The sequence below is a fragment of the Cupriavidus sp. GW822-FHT02D05 genome, assembly GCF_058802485.1.
In genome coordinates this window covers 113,462-128,510 of the sequence record NZ_JBXAOE010000012.1, presented here as the reverse complement: position 1 = coordinate 128,510, position 15,049 = coordinate 113,462, and the positions used below count along the sequence as shown (strand labels likewise).

The 15,049-nt window shown below is 59.8% G+C and carries 15 protein-coding genes; 4 read left to right on the top strand and 11 right to left on the bottom strand.

Features of this window, described 5'->3' with window-relative positions; all coding sequences use genetic code 11:
* Positions 1 to 5: 5 nt before the first annotated feature.
* The 7 genes from AC1RQK_RS17730 to AC1RQK_RS17700 all read right to left on the bottom strand — a co-directional run bounded on the left by AC1RQK_RS17730 (position 6) and on the right by AC1RQK_RS17700 (position 7,535).
* Positions 6 to 884, bottom strand: coding sequence for a MaoC/PaaZ C-terminal domain-containing protein (locus tag AC1RQK_RS17730; protein ID WP_492810177.1), 879 nt, complete (start codon positions 882 to 884; stop codon positions 6 to 8).
* Positions 877 to 1,698 carry an enoyl-CoA hydratase/isomerase family protein gene (locus tag AC1RQK_RS17725; RefSeq protein WP_492810175.1) on the bottom strand — a complete coding sequence of 274 codons (822 nt, stop codon included), beginning with the start codon at positions 1,696 to 1,698 and terminating at the stop codon, positions 877 to 879. Before AC1RQK_RS17725 ends, AC1RQK_RS17730 begins: the two co-directional genes overlap by 8 nt.
* Before the next feature lie 36 nt (positions 1,699 to 1,734).
* Positions 1,735 to 2,517, bottom strand: coding sequence for a phosphotransferase (locus tag AC1RQK_RS17720; RefSeq protein ID WP_492810173.1), 783 nt, complete (start codon positions 2,515 to 2,517; stop codon positions 1,735 to 1,737).
* A gap of 2 nt (positions 2,518 to 2,519) precedes the next feature.
* Complete coding sequence (locus AC1RQK_RS17715; RefSeq protein WP_492810171.1) at positions 2,520 to 3,293, bottom strand: SDR family NAD(P)-dependent oxidoreductase; 774 nt, start codon at positions 3,291 to 3,293, stop codon at positions 2,520 to 2,522.
* A 369-nt stretch (positions 3,294 to 3,662) separates the two neighbouring features.
* The gene (locus AC1RQK_RS17710) at positions 3,663 to 5,192 is read right to left on the bottom strand and encodes an acyl-CoA synthetase (RefSeq protein WP_492810169.1); all 1,530 of its coding nucleotides are present in this window, start codon (positions 5,190 to 5,192) and stop codon (positions 3,663 to 3,665) included.
* 32 nt (positions 5,193 to 5,224) lie between these two features.
* Positions 5,225 to 6,364, bottom strand: a complete 1,140-nt coding sequence (locus AC1RQK_RS17705; protein WP_492810167.1) for an acyl-CoA dehydrogenase family protein — start codon at positions 6,362 to 6,364, stop codon at positions 5,225 to 5,227.
* A 10-nt stretch (positions 6,365 to 6,374) separates the two neighbouring features.
* Positions 6,375 to 7,535, bottom strand: coding sequence for an acyl-CoA dehydrogenase family protein (locus tag AC1RQK_RS17700; RefSeq protein ID WP_492810165.1), 1,161 nt, complete (start codon positions 7,533 to 7,535; stop codon positions 6,375 to 6,377).
* A gap of 209 nt (positions 7,536 to 7,744) precedes the next feature.
* Between AC1RQK_RS17700 and AC1RQK_RS17695 the strand changes: the two genes are divergently transcribed.
* Together AC1RQK_RS17695 and AC1RQK_RS17690 are read left to right on the top strand one after the other, a co-directional pair.
* Positions 7,745 to 8,536: a FadR/GntR family transcriptional regulator gene (locus tag AC1RQK_RS17695; RefSeq protein ID WP_492810163.1), complete on the top strand. Its 792-nt coding sequence runs from the start codon at positions 7,745 to 7,747 to the stop codon at positions 8,534 to 8,536.
* Between the two features lie 49 nt (positions 8,537 to 8,585).
* Complete coding sequence (locus AC1RQK_RS17690) at positions 8,586 to 9,395, top strand: FadR/GntR family transcriptional regulator (protein ID WP_492810161.1); 810 nt, start codon at positions 8,586 to 8,588, stop codon at positions 9,393 to 9,395.
* Here AC1RQK_RS17690 and AC1RQK_RS17685 read toward each other — a convergent pair whose 3' ends face one another.
* The 3 genes from AC1RQK_RS17685 to AC1RQK_RS17675 form a co-directional block, all read right to left on the bottom strand.
* Positions 9,396 to 10,085 (bottom strand): nitroreductase, encoded by a 690-nt coding sequence (locus tag AC1RQK_RS17685; protein WP_492810159.1) that lies wholly within the window; start codon positions 10,083 to 10,085, stop codon positions 9,396 to 9,398. It abuts the gene before it with no gap.
* 59 nt (positions 10,086 to 10,144) lie between these two features.
* Positions 10,145 to 11,122 carry an NAD(P)H-dependent flavin oxidoreductase gene (locus AC1RQK_RS17680; RefSeq protein WP_492810157.1) on the bottom strand — a complete coding sequence of 326 codons (978 nt, stop codon included), beginning with the start codon at positions 11,120 to 11,122 and terminating at the stop codon, positions 10,145 to 10,147.
* A 92-nt stretch (positions 11,123 to 11,214) separates the two neighbouring features.
* Positions 11,215 to 12,336, bottom strand: a complete 1,122-nt coding sequence (locus AC1RQK_RS17675) for a CaiB/BaiF CoA transferase family protein (protein WP_492810155.1) — start codon at positions 12,334 to 12,336, stop codon at positions 11,215 to 11,217.
* A gap of 216 nt (positions 12,337 to 12,552) precedes the next feature.
* On the opposite strand from AC1RQK_RS17675, the gene AC1RQK_RS17670 reads away from it, so the two are divergent.
* Together AC1RQK_RS17670 and AC1RQK_RS17665 are read left to right on the top strand one after the other, a co-directional pair.
* Entirely contained in the window at positions 12,553 to 13,131 is a 579-nt protein-coding gene (locus tag AC1RQK_RS17670) for a DUF2889 domain-containing protein (protein ID WP_492810153.1), read from the top strand.
* A 3-nt stretch (positions 13,132 to 13,134) separates the two neighbouring features.
* Complete coding sequence (locus AC1RQK_RS17665) at positions 13,135 to 13,608, top strand: MaoC/PaaZ C-terminal domain-containing protein (RefSeq protein WP_492810151.1); 474 nt, start codon at positions 13,135 to 13,137, stop codon at positions 13,606 to 13,608.
* 196 nt (positions 13,609 to 13,804) lie between these two features.
* Here the strand turns inward: AC1RQK_RS17665 and AC1RQK_RS17660 are convergent, their stop codons facing one another.
* Entirely contained in the window at positions 13,805 to 14,959 is a 1,155-nt protein-coding gene (locus AC1RQK_RS17660) for an acyl-CoA dehydrogenase family protein (RefSeq protein WP_492810149.1), read from the bottom strand.
* Positions 14,960 to 15,049 lie beyond the last annotated feature (90 nt).

The window sequence follows — 15,049 nt, the reverse complement described above, 5'->3', positions numbered from 1 at the left end:
GTTCCTTATGCGCGACCCGCCAGCACGGCCCTGCCATTCGCGAGGACAATGACATCTCGCTCCTTCAGCCGCGCACGGAATGCCACTTCGGAATTCGAGGTTTTCCAACAATCGAGCAAGAGAGTTTCTCCGGGATACACCGGTGAGGTGAGACGCGCGCGAATGGATTGGAGCAGGCTCGCGTCATACCCACAGAAGGCCTTGACGATGCCGTGACACGCGTTGCCGTAGGTTGCCAGCCCGTGCAAGATGGGGCGCGCAAAGCCCGCCTTCGCGGCGACGGCAGGGTCGATGTGCAGCGGATTCAGGTCACCAGACAGGCGATAAAGTACCGCCGCGTCCTGTCGCGTCGGCAGCTCCACCGTAACTTCGGGCGCAGTCTCGGGCGTTGACGGCGAGGCAGGCGCGGCTTCGTCCCCGCCTCCGTTCTTGGAGAATCCACCGTCGCCGCGCAGGAAGAGCACTTGTTCCGTTGTCGCAAACTGCTCGCCAGTCGCTGCGTCATGCAAAGTTTTCTCGACGTGCAGCACTGCGCCTTTCCCTTCGCCCTTGTCCACGATCCGTACCACGCGACTGCGTCCGATCAGGGAGCCGGAGGCAGGAAGGGGCTTGTGCAACGTCACGCCCTGCTCACCATGAACCAGCTTGAGGAAGTCGATTCCGAGCTCTTTGCGGTCACGCATCCAGGAACCCGGCGAGGCAAGAACTGCCGCCATCGTCGGCAAGGTGACGAGATTCTTCTCGTAGACGAACTGCAGTTGTCGCGCGTCCAGCGGATCGGCGCCGATCCCCAAGCCGAGTGCATAGAGAATGCTATCTTTCTCAGTGTAGTGGTGCTGAACATCGCCCGACTGCCAGGCTTTGGTCTTATCGTAGTCAATCATGCGTGTACTCACTTTTTGGCAACGCAGGCCAACGGAATTGCGCTGGCTCTTTGGCCGCAAACCGACGAACCGATTCACGTGCGTAGTCACTGCCACCGGCGATGGCCTGGCCTGCGGCCTCCAGATTCAGCATGGTCTCCAGGTCGCATTGCAGCGACTTCTGTAGAGCCTGCTTGGACAGGCTCACCGCTGTGGCTGAGGCACCTTCGAAACTGCGCGCAAGCTCCAGTGCGCGCGCCATCAGTCTTTCCGGGGCCACCACTTCCATGGCCAGCCCCATCTCTTTCGCCTCGTCTGCGTGGAATTCCCGTGCAGAGAACACTAGCTCCTTCGCACGCTGGAGCCCAACAATGCGCGGCAACGTGTACCAGGCCCCGTTGTCTGGTACGAGGCCGACACGATGAAAGGCAACCGACATCCTGGCGCGATATGAGCAGATAACGATGTCCGCCAGGAGTGCAAGGCTCAGTCCACCGCCATACGCGACGCCGTCGACTGCCGCAATAACGGGCTTGTCGAGAGACGATATGGCCAGGACGAGATCCCTGTAAGCATTCAGCCCCTCACGGCGCTCCTCCGGATTCCGCTGGCTTGCGCTCCCCATCCCCTTGACGTCGCCGCCGGAGCAGAAATCGCTTCCTGCGCCCGTCAGCAGCACTGCGCGTACCCGCGGATCCGAACGAAACCATCGGAACATCTGCGTCATGGCATCCGCCATGGCAGGCACCAGCGCATTTTTGGCACGCGGCCGGTTTAGGGTGACAATGGCCACCCCGCCTTCATATGTCAGCTTGACATCTTCACTGTCGCTCATACTGATCCTCACCAAAGTGAAACCGGCAACCTATCTTTACGTGCGCCGGAGACCGTCCAGCTCCGCCATCAACAGCGCGGTCTGCGCGGTGGCGGTTACCCGGTCGGCTACCTTTGGCGCGTTGCCATTGGCCGCATTCCCTTCCAACGCCCGACGCGCCACCCCTTGCTGGATTGCCGCAAGGCGAAACATGTTGAATGCCAGATAGAAGTTCCAACGCGAGATCCCTTCGCTTTCGTCCAGCCCAGCGTTCTTGCAATACATCGCCACGTATTCGCGCTCGGTAGGGATTCCGAGAGGCCCGACATCGACACCCGCAAGGGTGCGATGGGTCCCGAGGCCAAGGTGCCAGGTCATGCAGTGGTACGCCAAATCAGCCAGCGAGTCCCCGAGCGTGGACAATTCCCAATCCAGGACGGCAATGATTCGGGTCTCGGTCGGGGATAATTCAGGAATGGTCTGGTCGTCGAAGATTCTTCCCTCCACATAATCCATCACGTAGAAGGCACTCCCTATGACGGCGACATCCTCGCAAAGTACGCGAACCTGGGGAACCGGCACGTCCGTGTCCACCAGACGCTGCATGACCCGAAATTCGCGCTCGAAGGCATGGGCTGACGGCAGAATCGTGCCGGATGGCTTCCGCCTCAGCACGTAACGCCTGCTACCCGCCTCCACGATGTAGGTCGGGCTGGATTGCCCGCCTTGCACCCGCGAAAGCTCCAGCGCGCCAGTAAATGGCGCGACACGCTCCCGAACGTAGGTCGCCAGGCGATCGACAGCATTCGGGTCGGTGACGAGGATATCGCCGGACGTCATGATCAAAGGCTGATGTGGAACCCGCCGTTGACACCGAGATGCTGGCCCGTGACATAGCTCGAGCCGTCAGAAAGCAGGAAGCACACCGTTTTGACGACTTCCTCCGGCGTCGACCAGCGGCCCAGAGGAATCTGGGCGAGCATGTTGTCGCGGAACTTCTCGCCGCGGACAACCTCGGTCATGGGTGTTTCGACCACGCCGAAGCAGACCGAGTTGGCACGGACGTTGTAGCGCCCCCATTCCCGTGCAGCGGTCATCGTCATACCCAGCAGACCTGCCTTTGCCGCCGAGTAGTTGATTTGACCAATGGAGCCCTTTCGACCCGCATCCGAGGAAATATTTACCACAGAGCCTCCGGACTTGTCGCCGTCCTTGGATCGCGCGACCATATGTTGCCCAACCGCTCGCGTCCAGTAGAAGGAACCGGTAAGGTGTACGTCGATGACATCCTGCCACTGCTGGTCGGTCATCTTGTCGATCATTGCCGGACGAATGATGCCCGCATTGTTGACGAGACCGTGCACGGCACCGAATCGCGAAACTGCGTCGCAGACCGCACGGGTCGCGAGCGCAGAGTCCGCGACACTCCCGGCTACCGCCATCACGCGCTCCGCCGGCAACGACGCCAGGGCTGCATTCAGGCCCTCTCCGTTGAGGTCGACGGCAACGACGTTTGCACCCAACTCGACGCCGAGCTCGACGACGGCCTTACCAATGCCTTGGGCGGCGCCGGTCACGATAATGGTGCGGCCTTCCAACGACACAATCTGCGACATCTCAGTCTCCTTTGTTTGGTTGAACCAATGATATTTCGATGGCGTAGCCGCGTCAACGGGATTTCGCTGTCCGACGCGTCGCGTCACGTGGATTGCGCCCTCTCCGTCCCATGCTCTGTGTCCTGGAACAGGCTCCGTTTGCTTTTTGGCAGAACCATTGATAAGTTCTGACGCACTCACAACCATTCTTTGGACCGCTCCGTGCTGCTGGAATGGGGTTTCAGTGAGGAGGAAATCTCGGCTCTTCGACAGGCGGAAGTTTTACGAGCCAATGCGTAATCGACAAAAGGAGCCCCCCGACCGAAAGGGAGCTCCCGCGACACGAAAGGGCCAGCGAAACCGTCCCGTTTGAGCCGGGCCGGCCTAGGCTCAGATCTTTCTGCCGACCGCCTGCCAGAAGGGATCCCGCAGTCGCCGCTTGAAGAGCTTCCCGCTATCCTCCCGCGGCAGGGATGCGTGAAAGTCGATGCGCTTAGGGACCTTGTATTTAGCTAGGTGCGACTCGAGGTATTTCTGAATTTCGGCTGCACTGAGTTCGACACCAGGCATGAGTTCCACGGCGGCAGCCAGCGATTCCCCAAAGTCCTCATCGGGGATCCCGAAGACCGCGCAATCATGAACGCCCGGACATTGCGTAAGCACCATCTCAATCTCGGCCGGATAGATGTTGGTGCCTCCAGAGATGACCATATCCGAACGCCGGTCGCACAGATACAGCCTGCCGTCTTTTAGATAGCCGACATCGCCGACACTGATGAGACCATTTCGCTCGACGCTCTTCCTCTTCTCTTCGTGGTTCAGATAGGTGAAATCCGCGTAGGCCGGTACGCGCATGTAGATCTCGCCCGGGGATCCGTCTTCCACCGGCGCTCCATCCTCACCATAGAACGCGATCTGTGTACTTGGCGTGGGCACGCCGACCGTGCCAGGATGATTCAGCCAGTCGTCCGGCGTCGCCAGTGTTGCCGTGCCAACCTCAGTGCCGCCGTATGTTTCATAGATGATGGGGCCCCACCACTCCATGAGCGCCTGTTTGACTTCCCGCGGGCACGGTGCACCAGTATGCGTCACCCATTTCAGCGAACTCACATCGTAACGGTCGCGGACTTCCTTGGGGAGCTTCAGAATGCGGACGAACATGGTCGGAACCATGACCGCATTGGTGATGCGGTACTTGTCGATGGCCGCCAGCGTTTCTTCCGGGTCGAACTTCGACTGGAGCACAAGCACCTCGGAAGCCAGTATGGCTTGTCGTCCGTATGCATTCGGCGATGCGTGGTACAGCGGCCCGGTGACTAGTGAGCGCACGCCCGGCGTCAAGCCGTAGACACGCTCAATCAGCTTCACATAGGCCTGGGCCTGCTCGGGTGTCGCCGGATCACGCTTGACCCCTTTAGGGTGACCGGTCGTGCCCGACGTGTAGATCATCGTGGCGCGCCCGCGCTTGGCAGGCTGCTCCCACGGCGCAAACTGGCTACACCATGCCTCCCACGAGGTGTCCCCTTCTCGAGGCTGCGTCAGCTCATCCTTGATCTTGTAGCGGGCCTGCACTTCCGGCGGGGTCGGGACCACAAACACCTTAATGCCCGCCGGAATTTGCTCCCGCAGCGGCTCCAGCAAGTCAGCATGAGCAACCAGGGTCTTCGGCTTTGAGTCGTTGAGGACATACAGCAGTTCTTCGGCCTTGCCATGCCAGTTCAACGGTACCGAATATGCCCCAATTGCTGCTGCAGCCTGCTGCACTTCGAAGAATGCGAAGTCGTTGCGCAGCAGCAAGCCGACGGTGTCGCCTTCCTTGATCCCCATCTGGTCAAAACCGGTCGCGGCACGCAGCGCCTGCTGCAACACCGCTTCGCGGGCCTTGGGACGTCCATCCAGGTAGATGGTAGCTTCGCTCATTTTTGTCTCACTCCGTTCGTTTCAGTCTTTTACTATGCGTGAATCAACGACGCCAACTTCGATGCATGCGCGTCGCCGTCGCCGAAGAGTTGGTCCATCACATGGATACGGCGCAGGTAGTGACCAACTGCGTATTCCTCGGTCATGCCGATGCCGCCGTGCAATTGAATCGCGCCATGTGCCACGGCCCGGGCATGCTTGGCCACGGAGAGTTTGGCGCGGTGCGAATCCAGTGCGGCGCCTTCCGAGTCAGGGTCATCAACGGCCACCGCTGCGGCCATCGCCATGCTTTTTGCCAGCTCCAGACTGACAAGCATCTCGGAGGCCCGATGGCGCAAGGCCTGGTTCTCGCCAATCAACCGGCCGAATTGCTTGCGAGTGTTCAGGTAGTCGACTGCCAGCCGGAATGCAGCGCTCGCCGCCCCGACCATATCGGCGCAGCTCGCCGCGATGCCGATGGACACGGCGCTGTCAATCGCCTGGAGGGCACGTCGGCCATCCATTGGGTCGCCGATGGGCGTTGCTGCCACCCCGCGAAGCACGAGCTCACTCGCCGACGTGTCGTCCACCAGCCGGAAGCCACGCACGTCCAGCCCCGCCTCTCGGGCCTCGACGAAAAACAGCGCACAACCGTCAGGATCCGCGGGCGAGCCTCGGACTCGTGCGCTCACAATGTACTGGTCCGGCTGGCCGACACCCAGTACATTGACTTTACGCCCGTTCAGAATCCATTTCCCACCCTCTTCCGAGGCGGTGGTCTCGATCCACCAAGGCGCGTGGCGCCGCGCGGCTTCTTCATGCGCCCACGCAAGCTTGCGCTCGCCCGTTGCCAACTCTCGGAGCGCATCTTTTGAGCACTCCTCGGCATCAAAGATCTTCAAAGCAGTGACAGGCAGCACGTTGGCTGCGAGGAGCGGCTCCAGGCACAGCACTGCGCCCAGTTCCTGCATCAGCGGTAAGAGATCGACCGCCCCACAGCCAAAGCCGTCCAGCGTTTCCGGCACCAGCAGCGCGGTAAGGCCCAGCTCGGACAATCCGGCCCAGGTTTCCTCGTCGTGCCCCTTGCCACTCTCGGCAACAACACGACGACTCTCGAATACATAACGGTCCGCAAGCAACCGTCGGAGGCTGTCCTGTACGGCCCGTTGATCCTCGTTCAACTCGAAATTCACGTTTGTCTCCCTATCCCACAATGGCTTTGGCCAGGATGTCTTTTTGCACCTCGCTGGTACCACCGTAGATGCTGGCGGCACGCGAGTAGAAGTAGCGGGGAGCAAGCGGGCCGTACACCAAATCGTCCTTGCCCCGTTTCTCCACGCCCAACGGACCAGCGAGGCGAGCCAGGAGCGCGTTAATTTCCTGCTGCAGCTCGACCCCCTTCAACTTGAGAACGGACGCAAATACGGGCAGTTCCGCCTGAGCGCTCGGTGTCAGCAGGAAGCGCCAGTTTGTTACCTCCAGTGCCCGGATCTCCGCATCCAGCGCTGCGAATTCCGTGCGCAGCTTCGGATCGTCAAGGAGTTTTCCCGAACCCTGAGGGGTTTTGCTCGCCACCTCACGTGCAAAATCCAGCCGCTCACGGCACAAGCCGACGTTCGCAATCCCCGTGCGCTCGTTGCCCAAGAGGAACTTGGCGCAGTCCCACCCCCTGTTTTCTTCACCGACGAGATTGGCCACCGGGACACGCACGTCGTCGAAAAAGACTTCGTTCAGATGATGATCGCCGTCGATGGAAAGAATCGGGCGTACCGTGATGCCAGGCGACTTCAGGTCAATGAGCAGGAAGGAAATGCCCTCTTGCTTGCGAGCCTCGGGGTCGGTCCGAACGAGCGCAAAAATCCAGTCAGCCCAGTGGGCAGTCGTGGTCCAGATTTTTTGCCCGCTAACCACGTAATGATCACCATCACGCTTCGCTGCAGTACGCAACGAAGCCAAGTCCGAACCGGACCCTGGCTCTGAAAAGCCTTGGCAGAACCACAGATCAAGATTGGCAAGCTTGGGCAAGAAATGCTGGCATTGTTCCGGAGTTCCATAACGCATCAACACCGGTCCAAGCATCGTCACATTGAACACTTGCGGCAGCGGAGCAGGTGCGCGGTACAACTCGTCCATCAAGATGAGACGCTCCATTTGCCCCAGTTCCGCGCCACCATACTTCTTCGGCCAGTGCGGTGCGGCCCAACCTCTTTCATTGAGGATGCGCTGCCACTTCACGGTGTCTTCTTTCCGCGGCGGGTGCCCAGCGCGCAAGCGCGCGCGCATTTCCGAGGGCAGTCTGTCTGCGATGAAGGCTCGCACCTCCGCACGAAACGCCTGCTCTGCAGGCGACAGTCGTAGATCCATTCTCTTGCTCCTCCAACGTAAATTCGCGCCGTGCGAACACGTGTGTTATTTTGGTTCAACCATTGTACTTAAGGCAAGCAGATTGTGACCGGGATCGCCGCAGCGCCGCGGCGCAACACAGAAGTGGAGGAACCCTTCGAGTGGCTTACTAAGCACCCACTCTCTGGTACCATAGGTGCAGAGGTTGATCCAATGCAAGACACATAAAAATGCCGACGAAAATGAAACCTGCCGTACCAAGCCAACCGGAAGAGAACCCGGCGGGTCCCATCTTCAAGCGCGTGCGCACGAGGCGAGCATTCGAGGCGGTCAGCGATCAAATCCGCCAACAACTCGCAAGCGGCGACCTGCGCCCCGGCGACCGGCTCCCCGGCGAACTCCAGTTGGCCGAGCAGTTCAACGTGAGCCGCAGCGCAGTACGCGAAGCATTGCGTAGTCTGGAAGCCGCGGGTGTTGTCGAAGCCCGTACCGGCATCAACGGGGGCTTCTTCATCCGTAGTGGTAGCACGACGACCGGGCTGACACAGACAGTCCAGGACTTGGTGTCGCTCGGCCAGGTTTCGATTGCGAACGTTACAGAAGCTCGCATCGAGCTGATGACGGTGGCCCTTCGCTTGGCGTGCGAGCGCGCTACCGAGGAAGAGCTGGACGCAATCGAGGCCGACGTGACGTATCACACCGAGCTGTTCCGTCATGGTGGTGGCTCGCGGAATACGAAGTCCGTGATCGAGTTCTACCGGCTCATCGCTCAGGCCACACACAACGCTGTCATCGTATTGATGGTCGATGCGCTGTCGGAAATCATTCGGAAGCTGCTGGCACAGATTGCGCCAGAGCCGCGACGGGACATCATGCAGGTACGTCGCAAGGTAATGGCGAGTTTGCGGCAGCGTGATGCCGTGGGGGCTTGCCAGGCAATGACGACTCACCTGCGGCACGTCAGCGAGTACCTGGAAAGCGAGAGCAAGAAGCCTGCACGCAAGCGGAAGATCGCCGCCTGACCACATCCGCCTCGCGCCGCCGCAGTAAATCGACTAAGTTAGCAAGCCCATGACCACTTCTACGTTGAAATCCGCCGATGTTCCCACTGGCACCACGGGACTTCGCTTTGAGGCCGTGCGCTCAGCCAGAGCTTTCGAAGAGATCGCAGATCAGATTCGCGCGGAACTTGCAGAGGGCAGACTCAAGGTGGGCAGCCGATTGCCGGCGGAGCGAGCTCTGGCCGTGCAATTCGGTGTGTCCCGCAATACCCTGCGAGAAGCGCTCCGTTCCCTCGAGCATGCTGGACTGGTGAGGCTCCAGAAGGGTGCTAGCGGCGGCGCATTCATCAGCGAAGGCTCGGGCCTCGCTATCACGAACAGCCTTATGGACTTGTACCACGTCGGGTCCATCACGCCAGATCAGCTCACCCAGGCTCGTATCTGGCTTGAGTCCGTCATCGTCCGCGAGGCTTGCAGTCGGGCAACGGCCGACGACCTGGCAGCATTGCAACAGAATATCGACGAAGCAACACGAGCCTCAGCAGAAGGTGACTTCCCCCGTCGCGCTGAGCTTCATTTCGATTTCCATCGCATGCTTGCCAGAATGTCGGGCAACCCCATCATGGTCATCATGATGGATGGGCTACTGGCCGTATTGGCCAAGTTCGTCAATAGCATTGGCGAATATGAGAACACCTTCGTGTTGCCGTCCCGAAAGCGTTTCATGAAACACATGCACGCGAAGGACGCCGATGCCGCCGTGGCAGAGATGGAGGCCAGTCTCAAGCGACTCCAGCAAGCCTACCTCTCCCTCGTTACCGGGAAAGAGGAGGCGCCGAAGTCCCGATCGCAGCGTCCAGCGCCGCGAAAGAGCACATGATTAGGCGTCAAGCCACTTTATCGTCGAACTGAGATCCGCGCGACTGGTTCGGAAGCTGTTCGCCGGATGACGAGTGTCGGGAAAGCCAAAAGAAATCCCACAGACAATGCGCCGGTCCGGCGGCAGACTGAGACAGTCACGCACTCGTTCTGGACGAGAGGCTAGCGCAGCCTGCGCAATTGTGGCAACGCCCAGACTGGTCGCGGCCAATATGAAGTTGGCCACATAGCCGCCGCAGTCGACAGCACCGTAAGTAGATAGGGCGTCGTCGCTGGTCACAATGGCAACGTGCGGGGCACCGAACAACCGCATATTCTCGCGAGCCTGCCTGGCAGAAGCCGCGCGGTCACCGCGCGCAACCCCAACGGCGTCGTATAGCGCGAGACCGCATTCCCGGCGGCGCTCCTGATAGACTCCGCGATACTCTCGAGGCCACTCGAAGTCCGGGCGCTTGTCGTCTTCCGCCGACGGCGCGAGCATCGCCTCCCGAAAGCGCTCGGTAGCGGCACCTCGGGTAATGACTACCTGCCACGGCTGGGCGTTACACCATGACGCGGTCCGCTGCGCGAGCGAGACAATGCGCTCGACCACGTCCTGCGGGACCTCCTCGGGCAGAAAGGCACGGCAGCTATGCCGCGACGACAGAAGATGCTCCAAAACGGCGCTTGCCTGCTCTTCTCGATTGCTCATTATCCAGTTCTCCAAACACAGCCCGGGACCGAGGGTCCTCGGCCTCAATTCATCTCAGACTATCGTGCGAGGGCTAGCTCGCTCGCGCTCGTCAGGCTCTCGCGGCATTCAGCAACCATCCGCTCAAGCAATTCTGCACAGCTTGGGATGTCGTGAATCAACCCGACCACCATGCCGGCGGTCACAATCCCGCCATCCGGATCGCCCTCTTGCAAGGCCGCTTTCCCGCGCGCGCCGGCGACAAGTTCGCGGATATCTTCAAACTCGCAGCCACCTGGGCGCCGTTCTGTCGCCACAACCTGATCCGAGACCGCGTTCTTCAACACCCGCGCCGTATTCTTCAGCGTTCGGAAGACTAGATTGGTATCGCGTTCGCTGGCAGCCAGAAGGCGTTGCTTGATGTTGTCATGTATAGGCGCTTCACGCGTTGCGCAAAAGCGCGTCCCCATGTTCACCCCATGGGCACCCAATGCCAGCGCCGCCGCCATACCGCGCCCGTCGGCAATGCCACCGGAGGCAATGACGGGCACCTGGAGTTGTCGGGCAGCGATCGGTATTAGCACCATCCCCGGAATATCATCCTCACCAGGATGACCCGCGCATTCGAAACCATCCATGCTGATAGCATCCACGCCGAGACGTTCCGCAGTGAGCGCATGGCGGACTGCCACGCACTTATGGATAACCTTCACGCCCGCGGCTTTAAGCCGGGGAAGGTACTCGAGGGCTTTGTTTCCGGCAGTCTCCACCACACCGACACCGTTCTCGATAATGGCGTCGATGTACTCCGCGTACGGCGGCGGCTTGATGGTCGGAAAGATCGTCATGTTGACGCCGAACGGGTTGTCCGTCATATCACGACAACGGCAGATCTCGCGATGCAACGCTTCGGGGGTGGGCTGGGTAAGTCCTGTCAGGACGCCGAGGCCACCTGCGTTGGAGACTGCGGAGGCTAGCTCGGCGCGCCCAACCCACTGCATGCCCCCTTGGATGATTGGATAGGCAGTGCCCAGCAACTCTGTAACGCGTGTTTTCATGATGAACCTTTCGGCGGGTCGTCGCCTCTATGTGTTTCCCGTGCGGCCTTCCCACCTATGAGCCAGGCGCTCAGTGCAAAGCCGCATGTCGCTTAGGTACGCGAAGATTCCCGCCAAGCTTCAAGCAAGCCGGCTGGCTTGACTGCATCTTTGGGAGCGGGTCCCTGGACGGCACCAGGCGTGCGAGAAAAGCGCGGGGCGGGTGCCGGTTGCTGGACGCCGCCAACCGAGACGAAGGCGTTTCTGTGCTGAAGATGCGGATGCTGACCGGCTTCGCTCAGCGTCAGAACTGGGGCAAAGCACGCATCCGTGCCCTCGAGAAGTTCGCACCAGTGAGCGCGCGTCCTCGTGCGAAATGTCTCGGCAAAGTGGGCTTCGAACGCCGGCCACTTTGCCCGATCGTTCTGTGACTTGTGCAGTTCGGCAGGCACGCCCAGTTTTTCGCAGAGCAATACAAAGAACTTTGGCTCAATGGGACCCACCGAGATGTAGGCGCCATCAGACGTCTCGTAAGACTTGTAGTAAGGCGCACCCCCGTCGAGCATGTTACTGGCCTTCTTCTCGACGTAGTGCCCACGCAGAAGTTGGGTATGAAACAGGCTCGTGAGCGATACCGCGCCATCGCAGATGGCTGCATCCACCACCTGCCCCCTGCCCGATCGTCGCGCTTCCAGTACCGCTGCCAGAATTCCGACGACGAGATATAGGCTCCCCCCGCCATAGTCACCTACCAGGTTCAGAGGCGGAACCGGCGCCCGCCCGGCCTCACCAATGCCGGCGAGCGCGCCCGAAATGGCAATGTAGTTGATATCGTGGCCAGCTGCGTGGGCTAGCGGCCCGTCCTGCCCCCAACCGGTCATACGGCCATACACAAGCTTCGGATTACGCTTCTGAGTGTCCGCAGGACCTAGACCCAGCCGCTCCATGACACCCGGGCGAAATCCTTCTACCAAGACATCCGCTTCTGAAACGAGGTCCAGCACCGTCTCAACATCAGCCTGGTTCTTGAGGTCCAAGAGTACCGTCTTGCGGCCACGGCCAACGATGTCGAACTGGTCTCCCAATTTGGCATCGCTCCGGTCAATCCTGACCACCTCCGCACCCATGTCAGATAGGAGCATGCACGCGAATGGTCCAGGGCCGATGCCAGCCATTTCAATCACCCGCAATCCAGCAAGTGGGCCCGAAGTGGACGAAGTGCTCTCTTGGTTCATGAAGTCTCCAATGGTTCAACGATGGTGGCGAGCCCTGAACATCCAATGCTCGAGTAGCACGAGCGTCGCCCATGCCCAGGCTGTTGGACGTACATCGCGCCCACCACGCTCGGCCAGCCAGACGATGCCTTGACGATTGAGCAACCAAAGCCCATTGCACCCACCCTTGATGAAACTATACAATGGCTCAACCATTAAAACCAGAGCAGGCGCCCCATGAATAACGAGCGAGTTTTGCTGCACACGCGCCAAGTGCACTACCGGTGCTACCGGCGCGGTGACGGGCTGTGGGAGATCGAAGGAGAAATGCGGGACTTCCGTAGCTACGACACGGTAGTGGCGGAGCAAGGCGACCTTCCAGCGGGAACCCCCGTACATCACATGCTGATTGCACTCGTCGTAGACGAGGATCTGACGGTGCGAGACATAGTGAGTCGTATGAAGGCCGTCCCCTTCCGCGTATGCCGAGAGATTGAGAAAAGTCTGGCGACGATGGTAGGCGTGCGCATGGGATACGGCTGGCGACATACGATCAATGAACGTCTGGGTGGCACCGAAAGCTGCACACATCTGCGAGAGCTGCTGGTGAACATGGCCACGGCGGCGTTCCAAGCCATTCTGACCTGGCAAGCCCAACAACGCAAACACAGGGGTGAGGATCCATTGAATGGCGCCCGCCCCCACTACCTTAACCAGTGCCGGTCCTGGCGAATCGATGGCCCGGTGGTGCGAGAACACCTCCCTCAGTTTTATCAACCTAACGATACTGCCGGTGCAGAGCCGGGTAAGGAATGAGTCATGTCTGAAATTGAAGAACGCAAGCCCCGCGGCATGTACTTCGAAGACTTCGAGATCGGGAAGACCATTATCACCTCGCGTCGCACGGTGACACTGACTGACATTGTCAACTTTGCCTGCCTGTCCGGTGACCACAATGCACCCCATATCGACCATGAGTTCTGCAAGACCCAGTCCTACGGAGAACCAATTGCCCATGGTCCACTGGTACTAGCCATCGCAGGTGGCCTCCAATGCCTCAGCGGCATCAATGACGGCACCATCATTGCCATGCTGGGCAACGACCAATGGCGCATGCATCTGCCCGTCAAGCACGGCGACACCATCCACGTCGTGATTACCCCCATTGAGAAGAAGATGTCGAGCAAGGGTACTTCCGGCATCGTGACGTTCGACCGAAAGGTCAAGAATCAACGCGGCGAAGTCGTCCACTCCATGATTACGACGTTGCTGTATCGTCTGCGCCCGCAGTAATCCGATTGCACCCGCCTGCCATAGACAATCGGCCGACGGGCTTTCTACGTGGGGGAACGAACACCAGTTCGCCCCCACCTTTCTTTGACTCGTTCAACTATCCCTCCGGGCAGCGGCTGCATTGAGCCACAAAGACACCGCCCCCTGGAAAGCAAGAAAGGACGCTTTCGCGTCCTTTCTTGCGCCGGGCCTGTGATTACAGGTCCATTTGCTTTGCAAGGATGTTGCGCTGAATCTCGTTGGTTCCGCCGCCGATGGGGCCCACACGGGAATCACGGAAGAACATCTGCATGTCGTACTCCATCGAGTATCCGGCACCCGCCATGATCTGCATCCCGATGTCCGCGCACTTGAAGTTATTTTCACTAGCCACGATTTTGGCGATCGACGCTTCATTCACCGCGGCCTGGCCGGCGTCGAGCACATCGGCAGCACGGTACACCACCTGGCGCGCCGTTTCCGACAGAATGAGCATGTCTGCAAGCTTGTGCTGGATGACCTGGAAGTCGGAAATCGGCTTACCGAACTGCACGCGTTCCTTCGCGTAGTCTCGGGCATACTCGGTGATCTTAAAGCAGTGACCCGCCGAAATGGCAGCCAGGCCAAGGCGTTCAAGACCCAGGCAGCTCATGATGTTCTTCCAAGCGCGACCCTCGCCACCAAACAGATTCTTGGCCGGCACGCGGACATTGTCGAAGAAGACCTCATTTGCATGGGTCGTGCGGCGGCCCAGCATCTGCAACGGGCGCACGGTAACCCCTGGCGCCTTCGCATCGACCAGCAGCGTGCTGATACCTTGATGGCGGCCGCCCTCACGGTCGGTACGCGTGATGACGACGAAATAGTCTGCCACATGGCCGCAGGTAATCCAAACCTTGTTGCCATTCAGGATGTATTCGTCGCCGGTCGGCTCGGCGTAGGTCTTGAGCCCCGCCACGTCGGAGCCCGTACCAGGCTCGGACATGCAAAGTGCCAGCTTCGCCTTTCCGGAAATAATCTTCGGAATCAGTTCTTGCTGCAGCTCAGGGGTACCGAACTTCGCGATATGCATACCCGCATAGACCGCCGACGTCGTAATCGCTTGGGCAATACCAGTGTAGTAGTACCCTAGCGTCTCGAGCAGAACAGTGATGTCGCGGTACGAGCCGCCCATGCCGCCGAGGTGTTCCGGATAGAACAACCCGATGTAGCCCGCGTCCGCCAGAGCTTCATAGGCCTCGATCGGGAATTCACGAGCTTCGTCCATCTTCCGGACTTTTTCCCACGGCAGAACCCGGTTGAGCAGATCCAGGACGCCTTCGCGCATCATGCGCTGGTCTTCAGTCAGCCCGACAGTGTTGATCAACGACATTGTTATCTCCTAACTACTATGAGTTTTGCAACAGCATGGGCCACCGTTTTTGCGGCTAAACCGGGATGACCCAAAGTTGATGCTGGTTAA

Excerpts from the sequence above, each read along its gene's own strand:
- AC1RQK_RS17730 (WP_492810177.1), bottom strand. The coding sequence starts at position 884 with ATGATTGACTACGATAAGACCAAAGCCTGGCAGTCGGGCGATGTTCAG.
- AC1RQK_RS17715 (WP_492810171.1), bottom strand. The coding sequence starts at position 3,293 with ATGTCGCAGATTGTGTCGTTGGAAGGCCGCACCATTATCGTGACCGGC.
- AC1RQK_RS17695 (WP_492810163.1), top strand. The coding sequence starts at position 7,745 with ATGCCGACGAAAATGAAACCTGCCGTACCAAGCCAACCGGAAGAGAAC.
- AC1RQK_RS17675 (WP_492810155.1), bottom strand. The coding sequence starts at position 12,336 with ATGAACCAAGAGAGCACTTCGTCCACTTCGGGCCCACTTGCTGGATTG.
- AC1RQK_RS17700 (WP_492810165.1), bottom strand. The coding sequence starts at position 7,535 with ATGGATCTACGACTGTCGCCTGCAGAGCAGGCGTTTCGTGCGGAGGTG.
- AC1RQK_RS17665 (WP_492810151.1), top strand. The coding sequence starts at position 13,135 with ATGTCTGAAATTGAAGAACGCAAGCCCCGCGGCATGTACTTCGAAGAC.
- AC1RQK_RS17670 (WP_492810153.1), top strand. The coding sequence starts at position 12,553 with ATGAATAACGAGCGAGTTTTGCTGCACACGCGCCAAGTGCACTACCGG.
- AC1RQK_RS17710 (WP_492810169.1), bottom strand. The coding sequence starts at position 5,192 with ATGAGCGAAGCTACCATCTACCTGGATGGACGTCCCAAGGCCCGCGAA.
- AC1RQK_RS17725 (WP_492810175.1), bottom strand. The coding sequence starts at position 1,698 with ATGAGCGACAGTGAAGATGTCAAGCTGACATATGAAGGCGGGGTGGCC.
- AC1RQK_RS17680 (WP_492810157.1), bottom strand. The coding sequence starts at position 11,122 with ATGAAAACACGCGTTACAGAGTTGCTGGGCACTGCCTATCCAATCATC.
- AC1RQK_RS17660 (WP_492810149.1), bottom strand. The coding sequence starts at position 14,959 with ATGTCGTTGATCAACACTGTCGGGCTGACTGAAGACCAGCGCATGATG.
- AC1RQK_RS17685 (WP_492810159.1), bottom strand. The coding sequence starts at position 10,085 with ATGAGCAATCGAGAAGAGCAGGCAAGCGCCGTTTTGGAGCATCTTCTG.
- AC1RQK_RS17720 (WP_492810173.1), bottom strand. The coding sequence starts at position 2,517 with ATGACGTCCGGCGATATCCTCGTCACCGACCCGAATGCTGTCGATCGC.
- AC1RQK_RS17690 (WP_492810161.1), top strand. The coding sequence starts at position 8,586 with ATGACCACTTCTACGTTGAAATCCGCCGATGTTCCCACTGGCACCACG.